Annotated in this window: 11 protein-coding genes; 8 read left to right on the top strand and 3 right to left on the bottom strand. The window is 65.8% G+C overall.

The genetic code is table 11. The annotated features are described in order from the left end of the window. Positions 1 to 75 precede the first annotated feature (75 nt). Positions 76 to 1,491, bottom strand: a complete 1,416-nt coding sequence (locus tag I2H31_RS09060) for a chloride channel protein (protein ID WP_196292700.1) — start codon at positions 1,489 to 1,491, stop codon at positions 76 to 78. 168 nt (positions 1,492 to 1,659) lie between these two features. Beyond that, positions 1,660 to 3,834, bottom strand: coding sequence for a bifunctional alpha,alpha-trehalose-phosphate synthase (UDP-forming)/trehalose-phosphatase (locus I2H31_RS09065; protein ID WP_196292701.1), 2,175 nt, complete (start codon positions 3,832 to 3,834; stop codon positions 1,660 to 1,662). Between the two features lie 222 nt (positions 3,835 to 4,056). Between I2H31_RS09065 and I2H31_RS09070 the strand changes: the two genes are divergently transcribed. The 8 genes from I2H31_RS09070 to I2H31_RS09105 all read left to right on the top strand — a co-directional run bounded on the left by I2H31_RS09070 (position 4,057) and on the right by I2H31_RS09105 (position 13,512). After that, on the top strand, positions 4,057 to 4,734 hold the full coding sequence (locus I2H31_RS09070) for a response regulator transcription factor (protein ID WP_196292702.1): 678 nt from the start codon (positions 4,057 to 4,059) through the stop codon (positions 4,732 to 4,734). 124 nt (positions 4,735 to 4,858) lie between these two features. Then, positions 4,859 to 6,229 (top strand): sensor histidine kinase, encoded by a 1,371-nt coding sequence (locus tag I2H31_RS09075; RefSeq protein ID WP_196292703.1) that lies wholly within the window; start codon positions 4,859 to 4,861, stop codon positions 6,227 to 6,229. 112 nt (positions 6,230 to 6,341) lie between these two features. After that, positions 6,342 to 6,554, top strand: a complete 213-nt coding sequence (locus tag I2H31_RS09080) for a hypothetical protein (RefSeq protein ID WP_196292704.1) — start codon at positions 6,342 to 6,344, stop codon at positions 6,552 to 6,554. A 22-nt stretch (positions 6,555 to 6,576) separates the two neighbouring features. Continuing rightward, positions 6,577 to 6,876, top strand: coding sequence for a hypothetical protein (locus I2H31_RS09085; RefSeq protein WP_196292705.1), 300 nt, complete (start codon positions 6,577 to 6,579; stop codon positions 6,874 to 6,876). A gap of 78 nt (positions 6,877 to 6,954) precedes the next feature. Further along, positions 6,955 to 8,112, top strand: a complete 1,158-nt coding sequence (locus tag I2H31_RS09090; protein WP_196292706.1) for an efflux RND transporter periplasmic adaptor subunit — start codon at positions 6,955 to 6,957, stop codon at positions 8,110 to 8,112. 115 nt (positions 8,113 to 8,227) lie between these two features. Then, positions 8,228 to 11,398, top strand: coding sequence for an efflux RND transporter permease subunit (locus tag I2H31_RS09095; RefSeq protein WP_196292707.1), 3,171 nt, complete (start codon positions 8,228 to 8,230; stop codon positions 11,396 to 11,398). Positions 11,399 to 11,625: 227 nt separating this feature from the next. Continuing rightward, a complete protein-coding gene (locus tag I2H31_RS09100; RefSeq protein WP_230687617.1) occupies positions 11,626 to 13,035 on the top strand; it encodes a TolC family protein in 1,410 nt (469 codons plus the stop codon). 207 nt (positions 13,036 to 13,242) lie between these two features. Next, on the top strand, positions 13,243 to 13,512 hold the full coding sequence (locus tag I2H31_RS09105; RefSeq protein ID WP_196292709.1) for a DUF202 domain-containing protein: 270 nt from the start codon (positions 13,243 to 13,245) through the stop codon (positions 13,510 to 13,512). Between the two features lie 122 nt (positions 13,513 to 13,634). On the opposite strand, the gene I2H31_RS09110 is transcribed toward I2H31_RS09105, so the two are convergent. After that, positions 13,635 to 14,669, bottom strand: a complete 1,035-nt coding sequence (locus I2H31_RS09110) for a hypothetical protein (protein ID WP_196292710.1) — start codon at positions 14,667 to 14,669, stop codon at positions 13,635 to 13,637. Between the last annotated feature and the right edge of the window lie 6 nt (positions 14,670 to 14,675).

Raw genomic sequence — 14,675 nt, forward strand, 5'->3', positions numbered from 1 at the left:
TTTTTTTTCGCCCGCCGGATGTGTCGTCGGCACGGCTGCGAGCGTCTCCTTTGTTCATTTTCCCGGCAGGGAGAATCAGGGGGCGAGGTTTTCCGGCTGCGCCGTCCGGGGTTCCCGCGCGGGCGGCTCCACCGTCTGGGCCATGGTTTCGCGCAGGAAGCCGTGCTTGAGGTGGTCGTAGAAGGAATGGGAATCGACCAGCGAAGCCACGGCCTGGGCCATCATGCCGCTGAGCAGCAGCTGAAAAATGGCCGAGTGGCGGTCCGTCATTTCCAGCACCAGAATGGCCGCCGTGAACGGCGAGCGGACCACCCCGGTCAGGAAGCTCACCATGCTCACCAGAATGAGCAGGTTGCGGTCCTCCGCGGGCACGCGGCCCAGCCGGCACAGGCCGTCGCCGAGGATGGCCCCGGCGCTGAGCGAGGTGGCAAAAATGCCGCCCGCCGCCCCGCTGCTGTAGCTCAGTGCCATGCCCGCAAAGCGCGCCGGAAACAGGTACCACGGCGTTTGGCCGTCGTTCTGGAACAGGAGGCGGTTGATGATGGGCTTGCCCGTGCCCACGCCTTCCTGGCCCACGGCGTAGGCCAGCCCCGCCATCAGCAGGCCGCAGGCCAGCACCCAGCCCGCCTGCGCCGCCCGCGTGGCAAAGCGCTGCCGGTAGCGCCCCAGCCACAGCAGCGCCTTGGCAAACAGCGCCCCCGCCAGCCCGCACAGCAGGGCCACCAGCCCCACCGTGGCCAAAAACCAGCCCGCGTGGGCCGTCACCTTCGGAAAGCCCAGGTAGAGGTAGGGCCCCAGAATGGCCTGCGCCGTGAGCCCGGCAATGATGACGGCCGAAAACACCGCCATGCGGAAGCGCGCCATGTGCATCTGGGTCAGCTCTTCCACCACGAACACGATGCCGCCCAGGGGCGTGTTGAAGGCCGCCGCCAGCCCCGCCGCGCCGCCCGTGACCAGCGCAATCTGGCGCGAAAGCTGGGGCCAGCCCGCCGGCTGCAGCCGGTTGATGGCCCGGAAAATGGCCGCCGAAATCTGAATGGTGGGGCCTTCGCGGCCAATGACGCCGCCGCCCAGCAGCAGGGCCACGCTGCTGATGACCTTCACCACCGCCACGCGCAAACTCAGCAAGTAGCCCGTGCGCTGGTGGTGGGCTGGATTGGACAGCTCGATGCCGGCCATGACCTGCGGGATGCCGCTGCCGCGGGCCGCCGGGGCCCAGCGCTGCACCACCGCCCAGGCCACCAGAAACGCCAGCGGCGTGAGCCCAAACGCCAGCAGCGGCTCGCGCCGCAGCCAGGCAAAGCTGGTTTGCTCGGCCCACACAAACACCCGCTCGTAGCCCACGGCCACGAAGCCCGTGACGATGGACGCAAACCAGAACGGGAAGCTTTGCAGCAGCAGGCGCCGCACCCGGTCGGTGTAGAGGCGCCGGAGGAGGCGTTGGTCGAGCCAAGCGAGGGCCCGCTCGTAGTTGAACGGAAAAAAGGTCATTGGCAAAAGGGGGCTGCCCAGGCCCGGGCAGCGACGAAGGAGCCCTTGCGGCCCGGATGAAACGCTGGAAAAGCGGAGACGCCCGCACCAGCCGGCCGGCTCCGCGCCGGCCCCATTGAAGCCGCAGTACGTGAGTTTTGCGTGAAAAGCCGCGGCCGGCCGGCGGCGCTACAGCAGGCGGCGCAGCAGGGCGCGCACCTCGGGCACGCCGGGCACGTGATAGCGGGCCAGCGAGCGCGGGGCGCTGCCCACCTTCACGGTGTAGGCCTCGGGCGGCATGGCCCCGAAGGTGTCCTCGTCGGTGCGGTCGTCGCCCAGAGCCAGGATAAAATCCGGGTGATTCGCGCTGAGGATGCGCGCGGCGGCCGTGCCCTTGTTGATGCCGGCGCTCTTGATTTCGACCACTTTGTTGCCTTCCAGCACCTGCAAATCGGTGTTGGAAGCCATAAAGGTGAGGTGGCTGGTGAGCTCGCGGGCGCGGCTGGCGCCCAGCTCGGCGTCGGCGCGGCGGTAATGCCACACCAGGGAGTAGTCTTTTTCCTCGATGAAGGAGCCCGGCGTGCGGCTCACGTACAGCTCCAGCACGGGCCGGATGTTGCGTTTCCAGTCGTCGCGCAGCTCCTGAAACAGGCTCCAGTCTTCGCCGGCCGTGCGCAGCCACACGCCGTGCTCGGCAATGAAGTGCAGCGGCAGGTGGCCCAGCCAGGCCTCCAGCGTGGTGCGGTCGCGCCCGCTGATGATGACCACGCGGTTGCGCGGGTTGTCGGTGAGGGCGCGCAGCAGCAGGCGCAGCTCCTGGTCGGGCTGGGCGCGCTGCGGGTTGGCGTGGAAGGGCGTGAGGGTGCCGTCGTAGTCGAGCAGCAGCAGCCGGTTTTCGGCCGCCTGAAATTCCTGCGCCAGCTGCTGGGTGGTGGCGGCGCTCAGGGGCAGCGTGGCCAGGCTGTGCTGCTCGGCCTTGGCGTGGGCCAGGCGGCTCATAAACAGCTTGGTCCAGGCAAATACGTCGTACTGCTTCACCAAGGCCTGCATGTTGGCCAGGCGCGTTTGTTGCTCGTCTTCGGGCATCACCAGGGCCTCGTGCAGCGCCTCGGCCAGCTGCTTGGTGTCGGTGGGGTTGATGATGAGGGCGTCGGACAGCTCGCGCGCCGCGCCGGCCCGCTCGCTGAGGATGAGCACGCCGCGCTGGTCGGCCTTGCTGGCCACAAATTCCTTGGCCACCAGGTTCATGCCGTCGCGCATGGGCGTCACCATGGCCACTTCGGCCAGGCGGTAGAGCGCCGCCAGCTCCTCAAAGGGAAACGAGCGGTAGAAATACTGAATGGGCGTCCAGGTAATGCTGCGGTATTGGGCGTTGATGCGGCCCACTAGCTCGTCGATTTCTACCTTGAGCTCCTGGTACTGCGCCACTTGGTCGCGCGAGGGCACCACCACCATCAGCAGGCTCACCTGGCCGCGCCACTCGGGGTAGCGCTCCAGCAGCAGGGCGAAGGCGCGCAGGCGCTGGGCAATGCCCTTGGTGTAGTCGAGCCGGTCGATGCTCAGGATGACGCGCACGTCTTTCAGGCCCTCGCGGTAGGCCCGCACGTGGGCGGCGGCAGCCTCGGAAGCCGCCGCGTCGGCGTAGCGCCGGTAGTCGATGCCCATCGGGAAAGCGTCAACCAGCACCGTGCGGGTGGGCGTTTCAATCTGGCCGTGCTGGCTGCTCAGGCCCAGCAGCTGCGACACGGCGCTGAGAAAGTGCCGCATGTAGCCGAAGGTGTGGAAGCCGATGAGGTCGGCCCCGAGCAGGCCGCGCAGCAGCTCGGCCCGCCACGGCAGCACCCGGATGAGCTCATAAGAAGGAAACGGAATGTGCAGGAAGAAGCCAATGGTGGCCTCGGGCCGGGCCTGGCGCAGCATTTCGGGCAGCAGCAGCAGCTGGTAGTCGTGCACCCAGATGGTGTCGTCGGGCCCGGCCTGGGCGAGCACGGCCTGGCAGAATTTCTCGTTCACGGCCACGTAGGCTTGCCACAGGTCATCGTCGAACAACGCCAGCTGGCCGAAGTAGTGGAAGGTGGGCCAGAGCGTGCCGTTGCTGAAGCCTTCGTAATAATCCCGGATTTCGTTTTCGGTGAGAAACACCGGCGCCATGCTGTCGTCGGCGAACTGCGCGGTCACGAATTCCTGCTCCGACTCGTCTTCCACAAACAGGCCCGGCCAGCCCACCCACACGTTGTCGTCGGCCCGGTAGATGGAGCCCAGGCCCGTGGCCAGGCCGCCTTCGCTGGGCTGAAAAGTGAGGCCGTCGGCCGTGCGTTGAACTTTGGTGGGGAGGCGGTTGGAGACGATGATGGTTCTTGGCATAGGTACTGTAAGCGGTGATTAAGCCCTTGGGTTTACGGCGGGGTGGAGGAATAAGCCGGTTTTGGTGGTTTGCCGACGTTACTTTGGGCTTGGATTGAAAGCGGGCCGCGGCACCGGCGTAGCGCCGCAGCGTGGCCGAATTTTTCGCTGCTTGGGGCCGATACTCCGTACCATGGGGCATTGCCTGGCCGCCCGGCCGGCCCTTTTTCCCGTTCCCTCCCCATGAAACTCCTCCTCGTGGAAGACGAGCCCAAGCTGGCTTCGTTTGTGTGCAAAGGCTTTCGCAACGAAGGCTACGAAATCGACGTGGCCTACGACGGCCAGATGGGCCGCTCCCTGGTCGAGCAGAACCCCTACGACCTGGTCATCCTCGACGTGAACCTGCCGCTGCTCAACGGCTTCGAGCTGTGCCGCCTCATCCGCGCCAACCAGCCGCACCTGCCCGTGCTGCTGCTCACGGCCCTCGACAGCATCGACAACAAAGTCACCGGCTTCGAAGCCGGCGCCGACGACTACCTGGTAAAACCTTTCGAGTTCAAGGAGCTGCTGCTGCGGGCGCGCGTGCTCACGCGCCGCAATTCCGAGGCCACCGCCGTGAAGCGCGTGCTGCGCCTGGCCGACCTGGAACTCAACCTTGACGCCAAAACCGTATCCCGCGCCGGCCAGCGCATCGAGCTCACCACCAAGGAATACGCCCTGCTCGAATACCTGCTGCTGAACCGCAACCGCGTCATTTCGCGGGTCGACATCGCCGAAAAAGTGTGGGAGCTCAACTTCGACACCAACACCAACATCATCGACGTGTACGTAAGCCACCTGCGGAAAAAACTCGATAAGGGGTTTGCTACCAAGCTGATTCATACGGTGGTGGGCATGGGCTACGTCCTCCGCGAAAGCTAAGCAGCGCGGACTGTAGCGCGGACTTTGTAGTCCGCGGCCCCAGCGGAAACTCGCACCACACCCGAACGGCGCGGGGACGCGGACTACAAAGTCCGCGCTACTCTCAAGCTACAACACCTTCAACATGCTCATTCGCAACAAGCTGATTCTGCGGTTTACGCTGCTGGTGCTGGGTATTCAGCTCAGTTTTTCGGCTTTTGTGTACTACTTCCACGCCGCGGCCCGGGAGCAGCGCTTCACGCGCCGGCTGGCGGGCAAGGCCGTCATGACGGCCCGCCTGCACCTGCGCCACCCGGCGGATTCCGGCCGCACGGCCCGGACTTTTCATCGGGCCGATTTGCTGACCATTGAAAAAGAGGAAATCAGCATTTACGGGCCCGACAACCGCCTGCTCTACGTGAGCGCCGACACCGTGCCCCAGGCCGCCAACCGGCAGCAGCTCGCCACGGTGGCCACGGCCGGGGCGCCGGTGCGCTTCCGGGCCGGGCCGCTGGAGGCGGTGGGGCTGACGTACGGCCCGGCCGGGCGCGCCTACCGCCTGTTTGCCGCCGGGCACGACGAGCTGGGCCGGGCCCAACTGGCCAACCTGCGCTTGATACTGCTGGCCGGCAACGTGGGCGCGCTGGTGCTCATCATCCTGGCCGGCTGGTACTTCGCCGACGAGTCGCTCAAGCCCATTTCCCGGGTCATCAAGCAGGTGAAGCGCATCACGGCGCGCGACCTGAGCCGGCGCGTGGACGAAGGCAACGGCACCGACGAAATCGCGCAGCTGGCCAGCACCTTCAACCAGATGCTGGGCGGGGTGGAGCAGGCCTTTGAGGCCCAGAAAAGCTTCGTGAGCCACGCCTCGCACGAGCTGCGCACGCCCCTGACCGTGGCCCTCGGCACCTTGCAAACCGGCCACGCCTACGACCAGACCCTGGACGAAGCCAAGGCCAGCATGGCCTCGGCCGTGGACGACCTGCGCCAGCTCGTGGCCCTCACCAACGCCCTGCTTACCCTGGCCCAGGCCGACCAGGCCCGCTTTCGGGGCGAGGAAACCGTGCGCCTCGACGAGTGCCTCACCCAGGCCCTGGCCCAGTGCCAAAGCCGCTACCCGGAGCGCCACATACGCGTGGATTTTGGCGCCGTGCCCGCCCGGCTGGAAACGCCCTTTGCCGTGGCCGGCAACGCCCAGCTGCTCACCACGGCCCTGCTCAACCTGCTCGACAACGCCTGCAAGTACTCGCGCGCCGAGGTGCGGGCCACCCTGAGCTACCCCGAGCCCGGCACCGTGGCCGTGGCCGTGGCCGACACCGGCATCGGCATCGAGCCCGCCGAGCTGGCCCGCGTGACCGAGCCCCTGTACCGGGCCGAAAACGGCCGCCGCGCGCCCGGCTACGGCATCGGGCTGGCCGTGACGCAGAAGATTGCGCAGCGCCACGGCGGCGACTTGCGCCTGGCGTCGGTGGCCGGCGCGGGCACCACGGCCACGCTGCGCCTGCCGGCCGCGTAGGGCCGCGCTGGCCTGCTCTGGGCCACTTTTTAATGTTTTTTAATCTCGTGTTCAGTCCGCGTTAATGTCGCGGGGGGTGCTTTGTGGCGTTCACTGTCGCTGTGCCCCGCCCATGAAAGGAGAAAAACGCCCCCAGATGCTGCTGCTGCTGCTAGTGGGCGCGCTGCTGCTTTCCACGGGGCTCAATTTCTATTTCCTGCTCCGGCTTGATGCCCGGCTGGCGGACTCGGAGCTGGAGGCCCCGTTGCGGGAGCCCGCGCCGGAGTCGCTGTCGTTGCGCACGCCCCCGGCGCCAGCCGATACAGCCCGCTACCTCAATCCCTGACCAACCCTCACACCCTTTGGCCATGACTCCGACTTTCTCCTTTTCCGCGCTGCCCCTGGCCGCCCAGTGGCGTGCCGTGATTCAGCTGCGCCGCGACATCGTGCGCCGCCTGGGCCGTTCCAGCGCCCCGCTGGCGTGGTGGCACCGGGCCGTGCTCGAAGCCAACCCCGTGCTGGAGTGGCCCGCCGCCCACGGCCCGGCCGTGGTGCGCCGCGGCAAAGCCCTGCTCGACCGCGTGGCCCGCTGCTACCTGGTGACGCCACTGGCCACTCCCGCCACCGCCGACCCCATCGACGAGGAACTGCTGGCGCTGCTGCCCTAATCAGCTCCTCTTTCTTCATTCTGCCTTTTCGTCTTCCGCTGCCCGGTTTGGAGCAGCCATTTTCTTTTCGCTTCTGTTATGAATAACCCCGTTTTGCGCGCCGTTCGCACCTACCTGCCACTGCTGCTACTGGGGGGCAGCGCCCTGCTGGCCGGCTGCGGCCAGGGCCAGGCCGAAGCCAGCGCCGAAGTAGCCGAAGCGCCGCAGGCGCTGCCCGTGATGCGCCTCTCGCCCCACGACACCGTGCTCACCCGCGAGTACGTGGCCGACATTCAGGCCGTGCGCAACGTGGAGGTGCGGGCCCGGGTGAAGGGCTTTCTGGAGAAAATTTACGTGGACGAAGGGCAAATGGTGAAGAAGGGCCAGCCGCTGTTTCACATTTCCGACGCCGAATACCGCACCCGCCTGGCCCGCCTGCACGCCGCGCTGAGCAACGCCCTGGCCCAGTCCCGCGTGGCCAGTCTTTCGCTAAGCCAAGTGCGGATGCTGACCGAAAAAAACGTCATTGCCAAGCCCGAGCTGCAGGTGGCCGAAGCCAAGCTGCGCGCCGCCGAAGCCTCGGTGGCCGAAGCCCGCTCCGCCGAATCCAATGCCGCCCTGATGCTGTCTTACACCCTCATCCGGGCGCCGTTTGATGGCGTGGTGAACCGCGAGCCCATGAAAGTGGGCAGCCTCGTGGACGACGGCACGCTGCTCACCACCGTGTCCGACGCCCGGGCCGTTTTTGCCTACTTCAACGTGTCGGAAGCCGAGTACCTGGAGTTCGTGAAAACCCAGGCCAAGGACTCGGCCCGCGCCACCAACCAGGTGCGGCTGGTGCTGGCCGATGGCTCGCTCTACACGCCGCGCGGCAAGATTGAAACGGTGGAAAGCCAGTTTCAGGCCAGCACGGGCGCCATCGCCTTCCGGGCCCGCTTTCCCAACGCTAAGGGCCTGCTGAAGCACGGCGCCACCGGCAAAATCCGCCTCGCCAATACCGTAGAAGACGCGCTGCTGGTGCCGCAAAAAGCGGTGTTCGAGCAGCAGGACAAAAACTACGTGTATGTGGTAGACGGCCAGGGCACGGTGCGGCAGAAAAACTTTGTGCCAAAGAGCCGATTGTCGGCCTTCTACGTGGTGAAAAGCGGCCTGAACGCCGGCGAGCACATTGTCTGCGAAGGCATCCAGGACTTGCGCGACGGCAGCCGCATCACGGCGCGGCCGGTGACGATGAAAAGCCTGGCGCTGAATAAGTAACTGTAGCGTGGACTCTGCGAGTCCGCGCCCACGCGAACGGCCCAGCCATGCGCGGACTCGCAGAGTCCACGCTACATGGCGCCCGTCCTCCAATCCTCGAAACACCACCTTTCCCATGTTCAACATCTTCATCAGGCGGCCGGTGCTGTCACTGGTCATTTCGCTGTTTATCACCTTGCTGGGGCTGGGGGCGCTGTTCACGCTGCCCGTCACGCAGTTTCCCGACATCGTGCCGCCGTCCGTGACGGTGCGGGCCAAGTACAACGGCGCCAACGCCGAAGTATGCGCCAAGGCCGTGGCCACGCCGCTGGAGCGCGCCATCAACGGCGTGCCGGGCATGACTTACATGAACACCGTGACCACCAACAACGGCACCACGCTGGTAGAGGTGTTTTTTGAAGTCGGCACCGACCCCGACCTGGCCGCGGTGGCCGTGCAAAACCGCGTGACAACGGTGATTGACGAACTGCCCGAGGAAGTCATCAAGGCTGGCGTTTCGACCGAGAAAGAGGTGAACAGCATGCTGCTCTACCTCAACCTGGTGAGCGACGACAAGAGCGTGGGGGAGGAGTTCATCTACAACTTCGCCGACATCAACGTGCTGCAGGAGCTTAAGCGCATCAAGGGCGTGGGCCTGGCCGAAATCATGGGCAACCGCGAGTACGCCATGCGCGTCTGGCTCAAGCCCGACCGCCTGCTGGCCTACGAGCTGGGCGCCGACGACGTGGTGGCCGCCATCCAGTCGCAAAACGTGGAGGCCGCCCCCGGCCGCACCGGCGAAAGCTCGGGCCGCGGCGAGCAGCCCCTGCAATACGTGCTGCGCTACACCGGCAAGCTGTTTCAGCCCGAGCAGTACCAGCAGATTGTGGTGCGCGCCAACCCCGACGGCTCGGTGCTGCGCCTCAAAGACGTGGCCGACGTGGAGTTCGGCGTGCAGACCTACCGCATGCTCTCCAAAACCGACGGCCAGCCCTCGGCCGCCATCATGCTCAAGCAGCTGCCCGGCTCCAACGCCTCCGACGTCATCGACGCCGTGAAAAAGCGCATGGCCGAACTCAAGCAAAGCAACTTTCCGCCCGGCATGCGCTACACGGTCAGCTACGACGTGTCGCGCTTTCTTGACGCATCCATTCACGAGGTGCTGCGGACGCTTGTGGAGGCTTTTTTGCTGGTGTTCGTGATTGTGTTTCTGTTTTTGCAGGACTGGCGCTCCACGCTCATTCCGGCGCTGGCGGTGCCGGTGGCGCTGGTAGGCACGCTGTTTTTCATGCAGGTGATGGGCTTCAGCATCAACCTGCTCACGCTGTTTGCGCTGGTGCTGGCCATTGGCATCGTGGTCGACAACGCCATTGTGGTGGTGGAGGCCGTGCACGCCAAGATGCACGAGGAGCACCTCTCGGCCATGAATGCCACGCTGGCGGCCATGGGCGAAATTGCGGGGGCCATTGTGGCCATCACGCTGGTGATGTCGGCGGTATTTATTCCGGTGTCGTTCATGAGCGGGCCGGTGGGCGTGTTCTACCGGCAGTTCTCGCTCACGCTGGCCATTGCCATTGTCATTTCGGGCGTGAACGCACTGACGCTCACGCCGGCCCTGTGCTCGCTGCTGCTGAAAGAACCCACGGCTGACACCGCGCGCACGGGGCTGCTGGGGCGCTTCTTTGCCGGCTTCAACCGCCGCTATGAGGCCTTTGCCGAGCGCTACCAGGGGCTGGTGCGCACGCTGGCTTCGCGTCGGCTCGTCACGGTGGGCTTGCTGGTGTTTTTCTTCGCCGCCACCTGGGGCGTGAACGCCATTCTGCCCACCGGCTTCATCCCGAGCGAAGACCAGGGCATGGTCTACATCAACGTGACGTCCCCACCCGGCGCCACCGTGGAGCGCACCCAGCGCGTGCTCGACCAAGTGCAGCAAGTGGCCAAGACGCTCGGGCCGGTGGAGTCGGTTTCAACCCTGGCCGGCTATAGTTTGATGAACGACGTGTCGGGCGCCAGCTACGGCATGGGCATGATTAACCTCAAGGCCTGGGACGAGCGCAAGGAGTCGACCACCGACATCATCAACGAGCTCAAGGCCAAAACCCGCGGCATCACCGACGCCCAGATTCAGTTTTTCACGCCGCCCACTGTGCCGGGCTTCGGCAACGCCGGCGGCTTCGACCTGCGCGTGCTCGACCGCACCGGCCGCGGCGACCTGCAGGCCACCCACGAGGTGACGCAGCGCTTCGTGGCGGCCCTCAATAAGACGCCCGCCATCGAGGGCACCTTCTCGGGCTTCAACCCCAACTTCCCGCAGTACCTCATCCACCTAGACAGCGACCTGGCCGCCAAAAAAGGCGTGACCGCCGCCAAGGCCATGAGCACCCTGCAAACCCTGATGGGCTCGTATTACGCCACCAATTTCATCCGCTTCGGGCAGATGTACCGCGTGATGGTGCAGGCCCTGCCCACCGCCCGCACCCAGCCCGAGGACGTGATGAAGCTCTACGTGAAAAACGACCGCGGCGAGATGGTGCCCTTCGCCACCTTCCTGCGCCTGGAGCGCGTGTACGGCCCCGAGCAGCTCACGCGCTATAACATGTACACCTCGGCCCAACTCAACGGCGACGCCGCGCCGGGCTTCTCCTCCGGCGATGCTGTGAAAACCATCCAGGCCGTGGCCGCCAAGGAGTTGCCCCGCGGCTACAGCTACGAGTGGAGCGGCATGACCCGCGAGCAAATCATCTCGGGCAACCAGGCGCTGTACGTGTTCGGCGTGGTGCTCATCTTCGTGTACCTGCTGCTGGCCGCCCAGTACGAGAGCTTCGCCCTGCCGCTGCCGGTGCTGCTGAGTTTGCCCACCGGCATCTTCGGCGCCTTCCTGGCCCTGAAGCTATTAGGCTTGGAAAACAACATCTACGCCCAGGTGGCGCTGGTGATGCTGGTGGGTTTGCTGGGCAAAAACGCCATTCTCATCATCGAATTCGCGGTGCTGCGCCGCAAGCAGGGCGCCTCCGTGCTCGATGCGGCCGTGGAAGGCGCCCGCTCCCGCCTGCGCCCCATCCTGATGACTTCCTTCGCCTTCGTGGCCGGCCTAATTCCGCTGTGCGTGGCCAGCGGGGCCGGCGCCATGGGCAACCGCTCCATCGGCACGGCCGCGGCGGGCGGCATGCTCATCGGCACCCTGTTCGGCGTGGCGCTGATTCCGGGGCTGTACGTGCTATTTTCCAGGGATGAGAAGGTGGATGAAGAGCCGCTGACGGAGCGTGAGGAACAGCCGGTAGAATCGAGTGAAGCAGTCGCGGTCTGACGTTGCGCCTCACGGGACCCCTCCGGGGCCGGCCCCCTCTCCGGGGAGAGGGGGAGCTTGGCGATTGTAGCACAAGCTCTTGCTTGAAAATTTCAATTCAGCTTATGTCTTTGATTCACGATTTTTTATTTCTCAGCCCTTCAACCCGAAGTCGTCAGGCTCCCCCTCTCCATCAGAGAGGGGGCCGGCCCCGGAGGGGGCCCGTGAGGCGAACGTTAGGCCAACTCTTGGTCTTAATATTCGCGGCCAGCTGCACGGCCGTGGCCCCGCCCGTAGTCGCCCCCCGCGCCACGGCCGTGCCCGCCACCTTCGCAGCCGCCGCGCCTACCGACACCGCCAGCGTCGCCCAATCGTCCTGGCGCCAGTTCTTTACTGATTCGGCCCTGGTCGCCCTCATCGACACGGCCTTGCGGGCTAACCCCGACCAGCTCATTGCCGTGCAGCGCGTGGAGCAGGCTCGCGCCAGTCTGGTTGCCGCCCGGGGTGCGCTGCTGCCCACCGTCAGCATCGGGACCGTGGGCAGCGTGGATAAGTTTGCCGACTACAGCGGCGTAGGCAACACCGACACCAACGACGGCCGCCAGCTGCCCTCCCTGGTGCCCGACCTATTTCTGGGCTTCCGCAGTGCTTGGGGGGTCGATTTGTGGGGCAAGCTGCGCAATCGCCGCCAGGCTGCATTCGTTCGGGTGCTGGCTACTGAGCAGGGCCGCCGCTTAGTGCAAACGGCCCTGGTGGCACAGGTCGCCAGCCTCTACTACGACCTGTTGACCTACGACAACCAACTGGCAGTGCTGGGCAAAAACCGCACCTTGCAGGAGCGCGCCGTCGAAATTGTGAAGCTCCAGAAACTCGGCGGTCGGGCCACGGAGCTGGCCGTGCAGCAGTTCACGGCCCAGTTGCTGCGCACCCGCAGCCTCGAAGTGGAAGCCAACCAGCGCATTGCCGCCACCGAAAACACCCTCAACCGGCTGCTGGGCCGCTACCCGCAACCCATCCGGCGGGGCCGGCCGCTGGCGGCGCAGGTGGTGCCGGCCAATGTTTCAGCGGGGCTACCGGCTGCCATGCTGCTGCGCCGGCCCGATGTGCAGCAGGCCGAACTGGAACTCGTAGCGGCCCGCGCCGACGTGGCCGCCGCCCGCGCCGCGTTCCTGCCCTCGCTCACGCTTTCGCCCTACCTGGGCGTGAATGCCTACTCGCCCGCGCTGCTTTTCCAAGCGCCCGGCTCGCTGGCCTACGGCCTGCTCGGCGGCCTGTCGGCTCCGCTGCTCAACCGCAGCCTGTTCAAAGCCGACTACCGGCGGGCCACCGCCCAGCAGCAAGCCGCGTACTGGAACTACCAAAAGGCCATTCAAACCGGCTTCGAGGAAGTAACCACCAACCTGCGCGGCCTCGATAACTACCGCCGCGTGGCCGACCTGCGCCAGCAGGAAGTGGCCGCCCTCACCCAGGCCGTGGCCGTGGCCAACACCCTCTACACCGCCACTTACGCCAACTATCTCGAAGTGGTGACCGCCCAGCGCAGCGTGCTCGAAGCCGAACTAAACCTGACCGACACCCGGCGCCAGCAATTCCTGCTGCTGATTGACTTGTACCGCGCCCTGGGCGGCGGCTGGACGGCCGAGCCGGTGCAGCCGTAGCGCCTAGCATGCAGCGCAAGAGGGGAGAGGCCTGCCTCTCATCCTGAGCGCAGCGAAGGACTTGGTCACGTCCGAACAATGGCTGTTGAACCCTGATAAGGTTTTTCGCTGCGCTCAGGACGACAGCCTTCCGGGTTTTCTAAACAGCTTCACGGGAAACGCCGGGCGCAGTTGCCGTATGAAGGAAAGCCGCTTGCCTTTAATTCCATGCCCGACCCTCTTTCCCTCACCGACCGCCTGGCCCTGCAACGCACCCGCCTGGCCAACGAGCGCACCTTTCTGACCTATGTGCGCACCAGCCTGGCCATGCTCGGTTTTGGCCTGGTGCTCATTCAGCTGCACCCCGTGCGTACCGGCCTGCTGGGCTACTGGGCCGTGGCGGCAGCGGCCGTAGTTATGCTTATTGGGTTCATCCGTTTCCGCCAACGGCGGCGCGAAATAGCGGAGTCATCAATAGCGGAGTCATCAAACGAATAGGCGCAGCTATCTACCGTTGAGCACAGGGCCGACCTGATGTGGTGCGCCGATTGCCTACCAGCCCGAGCTTCCGGGTAATTGCTTGGAAAAATTGGCTAGGGAGGCACAAGCGCCGTTTTTGGCTACGCCGAAGCCGGGCGCGAAACCAGGCCGGATTTGCGTCCGGTTTCGGCTTGCCTGGCCGGGCTTCCGGCGTGCATGGCCGGGTAGCTCAGCCACAGCCCGCTCACAAACAAGGCCAGGCCCGCAAAGGCGGGGGCTAGGTGGCCAAAGTCGGTGTAGCCGATGAGCGGGTGCACGCCGATGGCCGTGGCAAAGCCCACGCCGCCCGCTAGGGCCAGCACCTGCCACAGGCTGCGGCTGGGGGTGCCGCACCACACGCAGCAAAACAGCGCCAGCCCGCAGCTGGCCAGCGCCCCGCCAAAGCCGGCGCGGTCGTGCGCGATGAGCGGCACCAAGTGCGGGCTGAGCACCGTCAGCTGCTTCACCGTCAGGTTCATGTACTGCAAGTCCTGCGGCACAAACACCTGCGTCATGCCCACCACGATGATGGTAAAGCCGGCCAGCAGCATGCCCAATCCTACGAAAAGCAGGCCCGCCCGCCCGATGCCCGCCCGTGAGCCCCACGGCCCGGCAAACGAAGGCTGCCGCACGCTCCGCAGGTGCCGGGGGCTGCGCAGCTGCGGAAACGTGCGCGCCAGGCCCAGCCCAAACACCGGCAGCAGCAGGGCCGTGGCCGTGCCGTGCCACATATCGAAATACCCAAAGCCGAGGTAGGCCAGAAAGCTGCTGAACCCCAGAATGCCGCTGCCCACCAGCACCCACCAGGCCCACGCCTGCCCCTGCCGCAGCGGAAACTCGGCCAGCCACACGTAGAGCAGGCCCGTGGCCACAACGGCCCCGCCAAAAGCGGCCCGGTCGTGGAACATGAAGTGCAGAATGCGGCCGTCGTTGGCCCCGCAAATTTGGCTGGCCACCGGGCCCAGGTAGGCCACGTCGTGCGGCAGCAGCTGGCGCGTGGCGGCCAGGAACAGGGCAAAGCCGCCGCTCAGCATCAGGCTGAGGCCCACCAGCGTGAGCAGGCGCCGGCCATCGCCCAGCAGCGCCGCTACCAATCCTTGTTCTTCGGCCGGACCGGGGTGCTCGGGGAGAGGCATAAAAAA

This window comes from Hymenobacter ruricola, from assembly GCF_015694525.1.
Taxonomy (GTDB): domain Bacteria; phylum Bacteroidota; class Bacteroidia; order Cytophagales; family Hymenobacteraceae; genus Hymenobacter; species Hymenobacter ruricola.

What these genes read in the sequence shown, in the direction of transcription:
- I2H31_RS09060 (WP_196292700.1), bottom strand. Translation starts at nt 1,491, where the DNA reads ATGACCTTTTTTCCGTTCAACTACGAGCGGGCCCTCGCTTGGCTCGAC.
- I2H31_RS09065 (WP_196292701.1), bottom strand. Translation starts at nt 3,834, where the DNA reads ATGCCAAGAACCATCATCGTCTCCAACCGCCTCCCCACCAAAGTTCAA.
- I2H31_RS09070 (WP_196292702.1), top strand. Translation starts at nt 4,057, where the DNA reads ATGAAACTCCTCCTCGTGGAAGACGAGCCCAAGCTGGCTTCGTTTGTG.
- I2H31_RS09075 (WP_196292703.1), top strand. Translation starts at nt 4,859, where the DNA reads ATGCTCATTCGCAACAAGCTGATTCTGCGGTTTACGCTGCTGGTGCTG.
- I2H31_RS09080 (WP_196292704.1), top strand. Translation starts at nt 6,342, where the DNA reads ATGAAAGGAGAAAAACGCCCCCAGATGCTGCTGCTGCTGCTAGTGGGC.
- I2H31_RS09085 (WP_196292705.1), top strand. Translation starts at nt 6,577, where the DNA reads ATGACTCCGACTTTCTCCTTTTCCGCGCTGCCCCTGGCCGCCCAGTGG.
- I2H31_RS09090 (WP_196292706.1), top strand. Translation starts at nt 6,955, where the DNA reads ATGAATAACCCCGTTTTGCGCGCCGTTCGCACCTACCTGCCACTGCTG.
- I2H31_RS09095 (WP_196292707.1), top strand. Translation starts at nt 8,228, where the DNA reads ATGTTCAACATCTTCATCAGGCGGCCGGTGCTGTCACTGGTCATTTCG.
- I2H31_RS09105 (WP_196292709.1), top strand. Translation starts at nt 13,243, where the DNA reads ATGCCCGACCCTCTTTCCCTCACCGACCGCCTGGCCCTGCAACGCACC.
- I2H31_RS09110 (WP_196292710.1), bottom strand. Translation starts at nt 14,669, where the DNA reads ATGCCTCTCCCCGAGCACCCCGGTCCGGCCGAAGAACAAGGATTGGTA.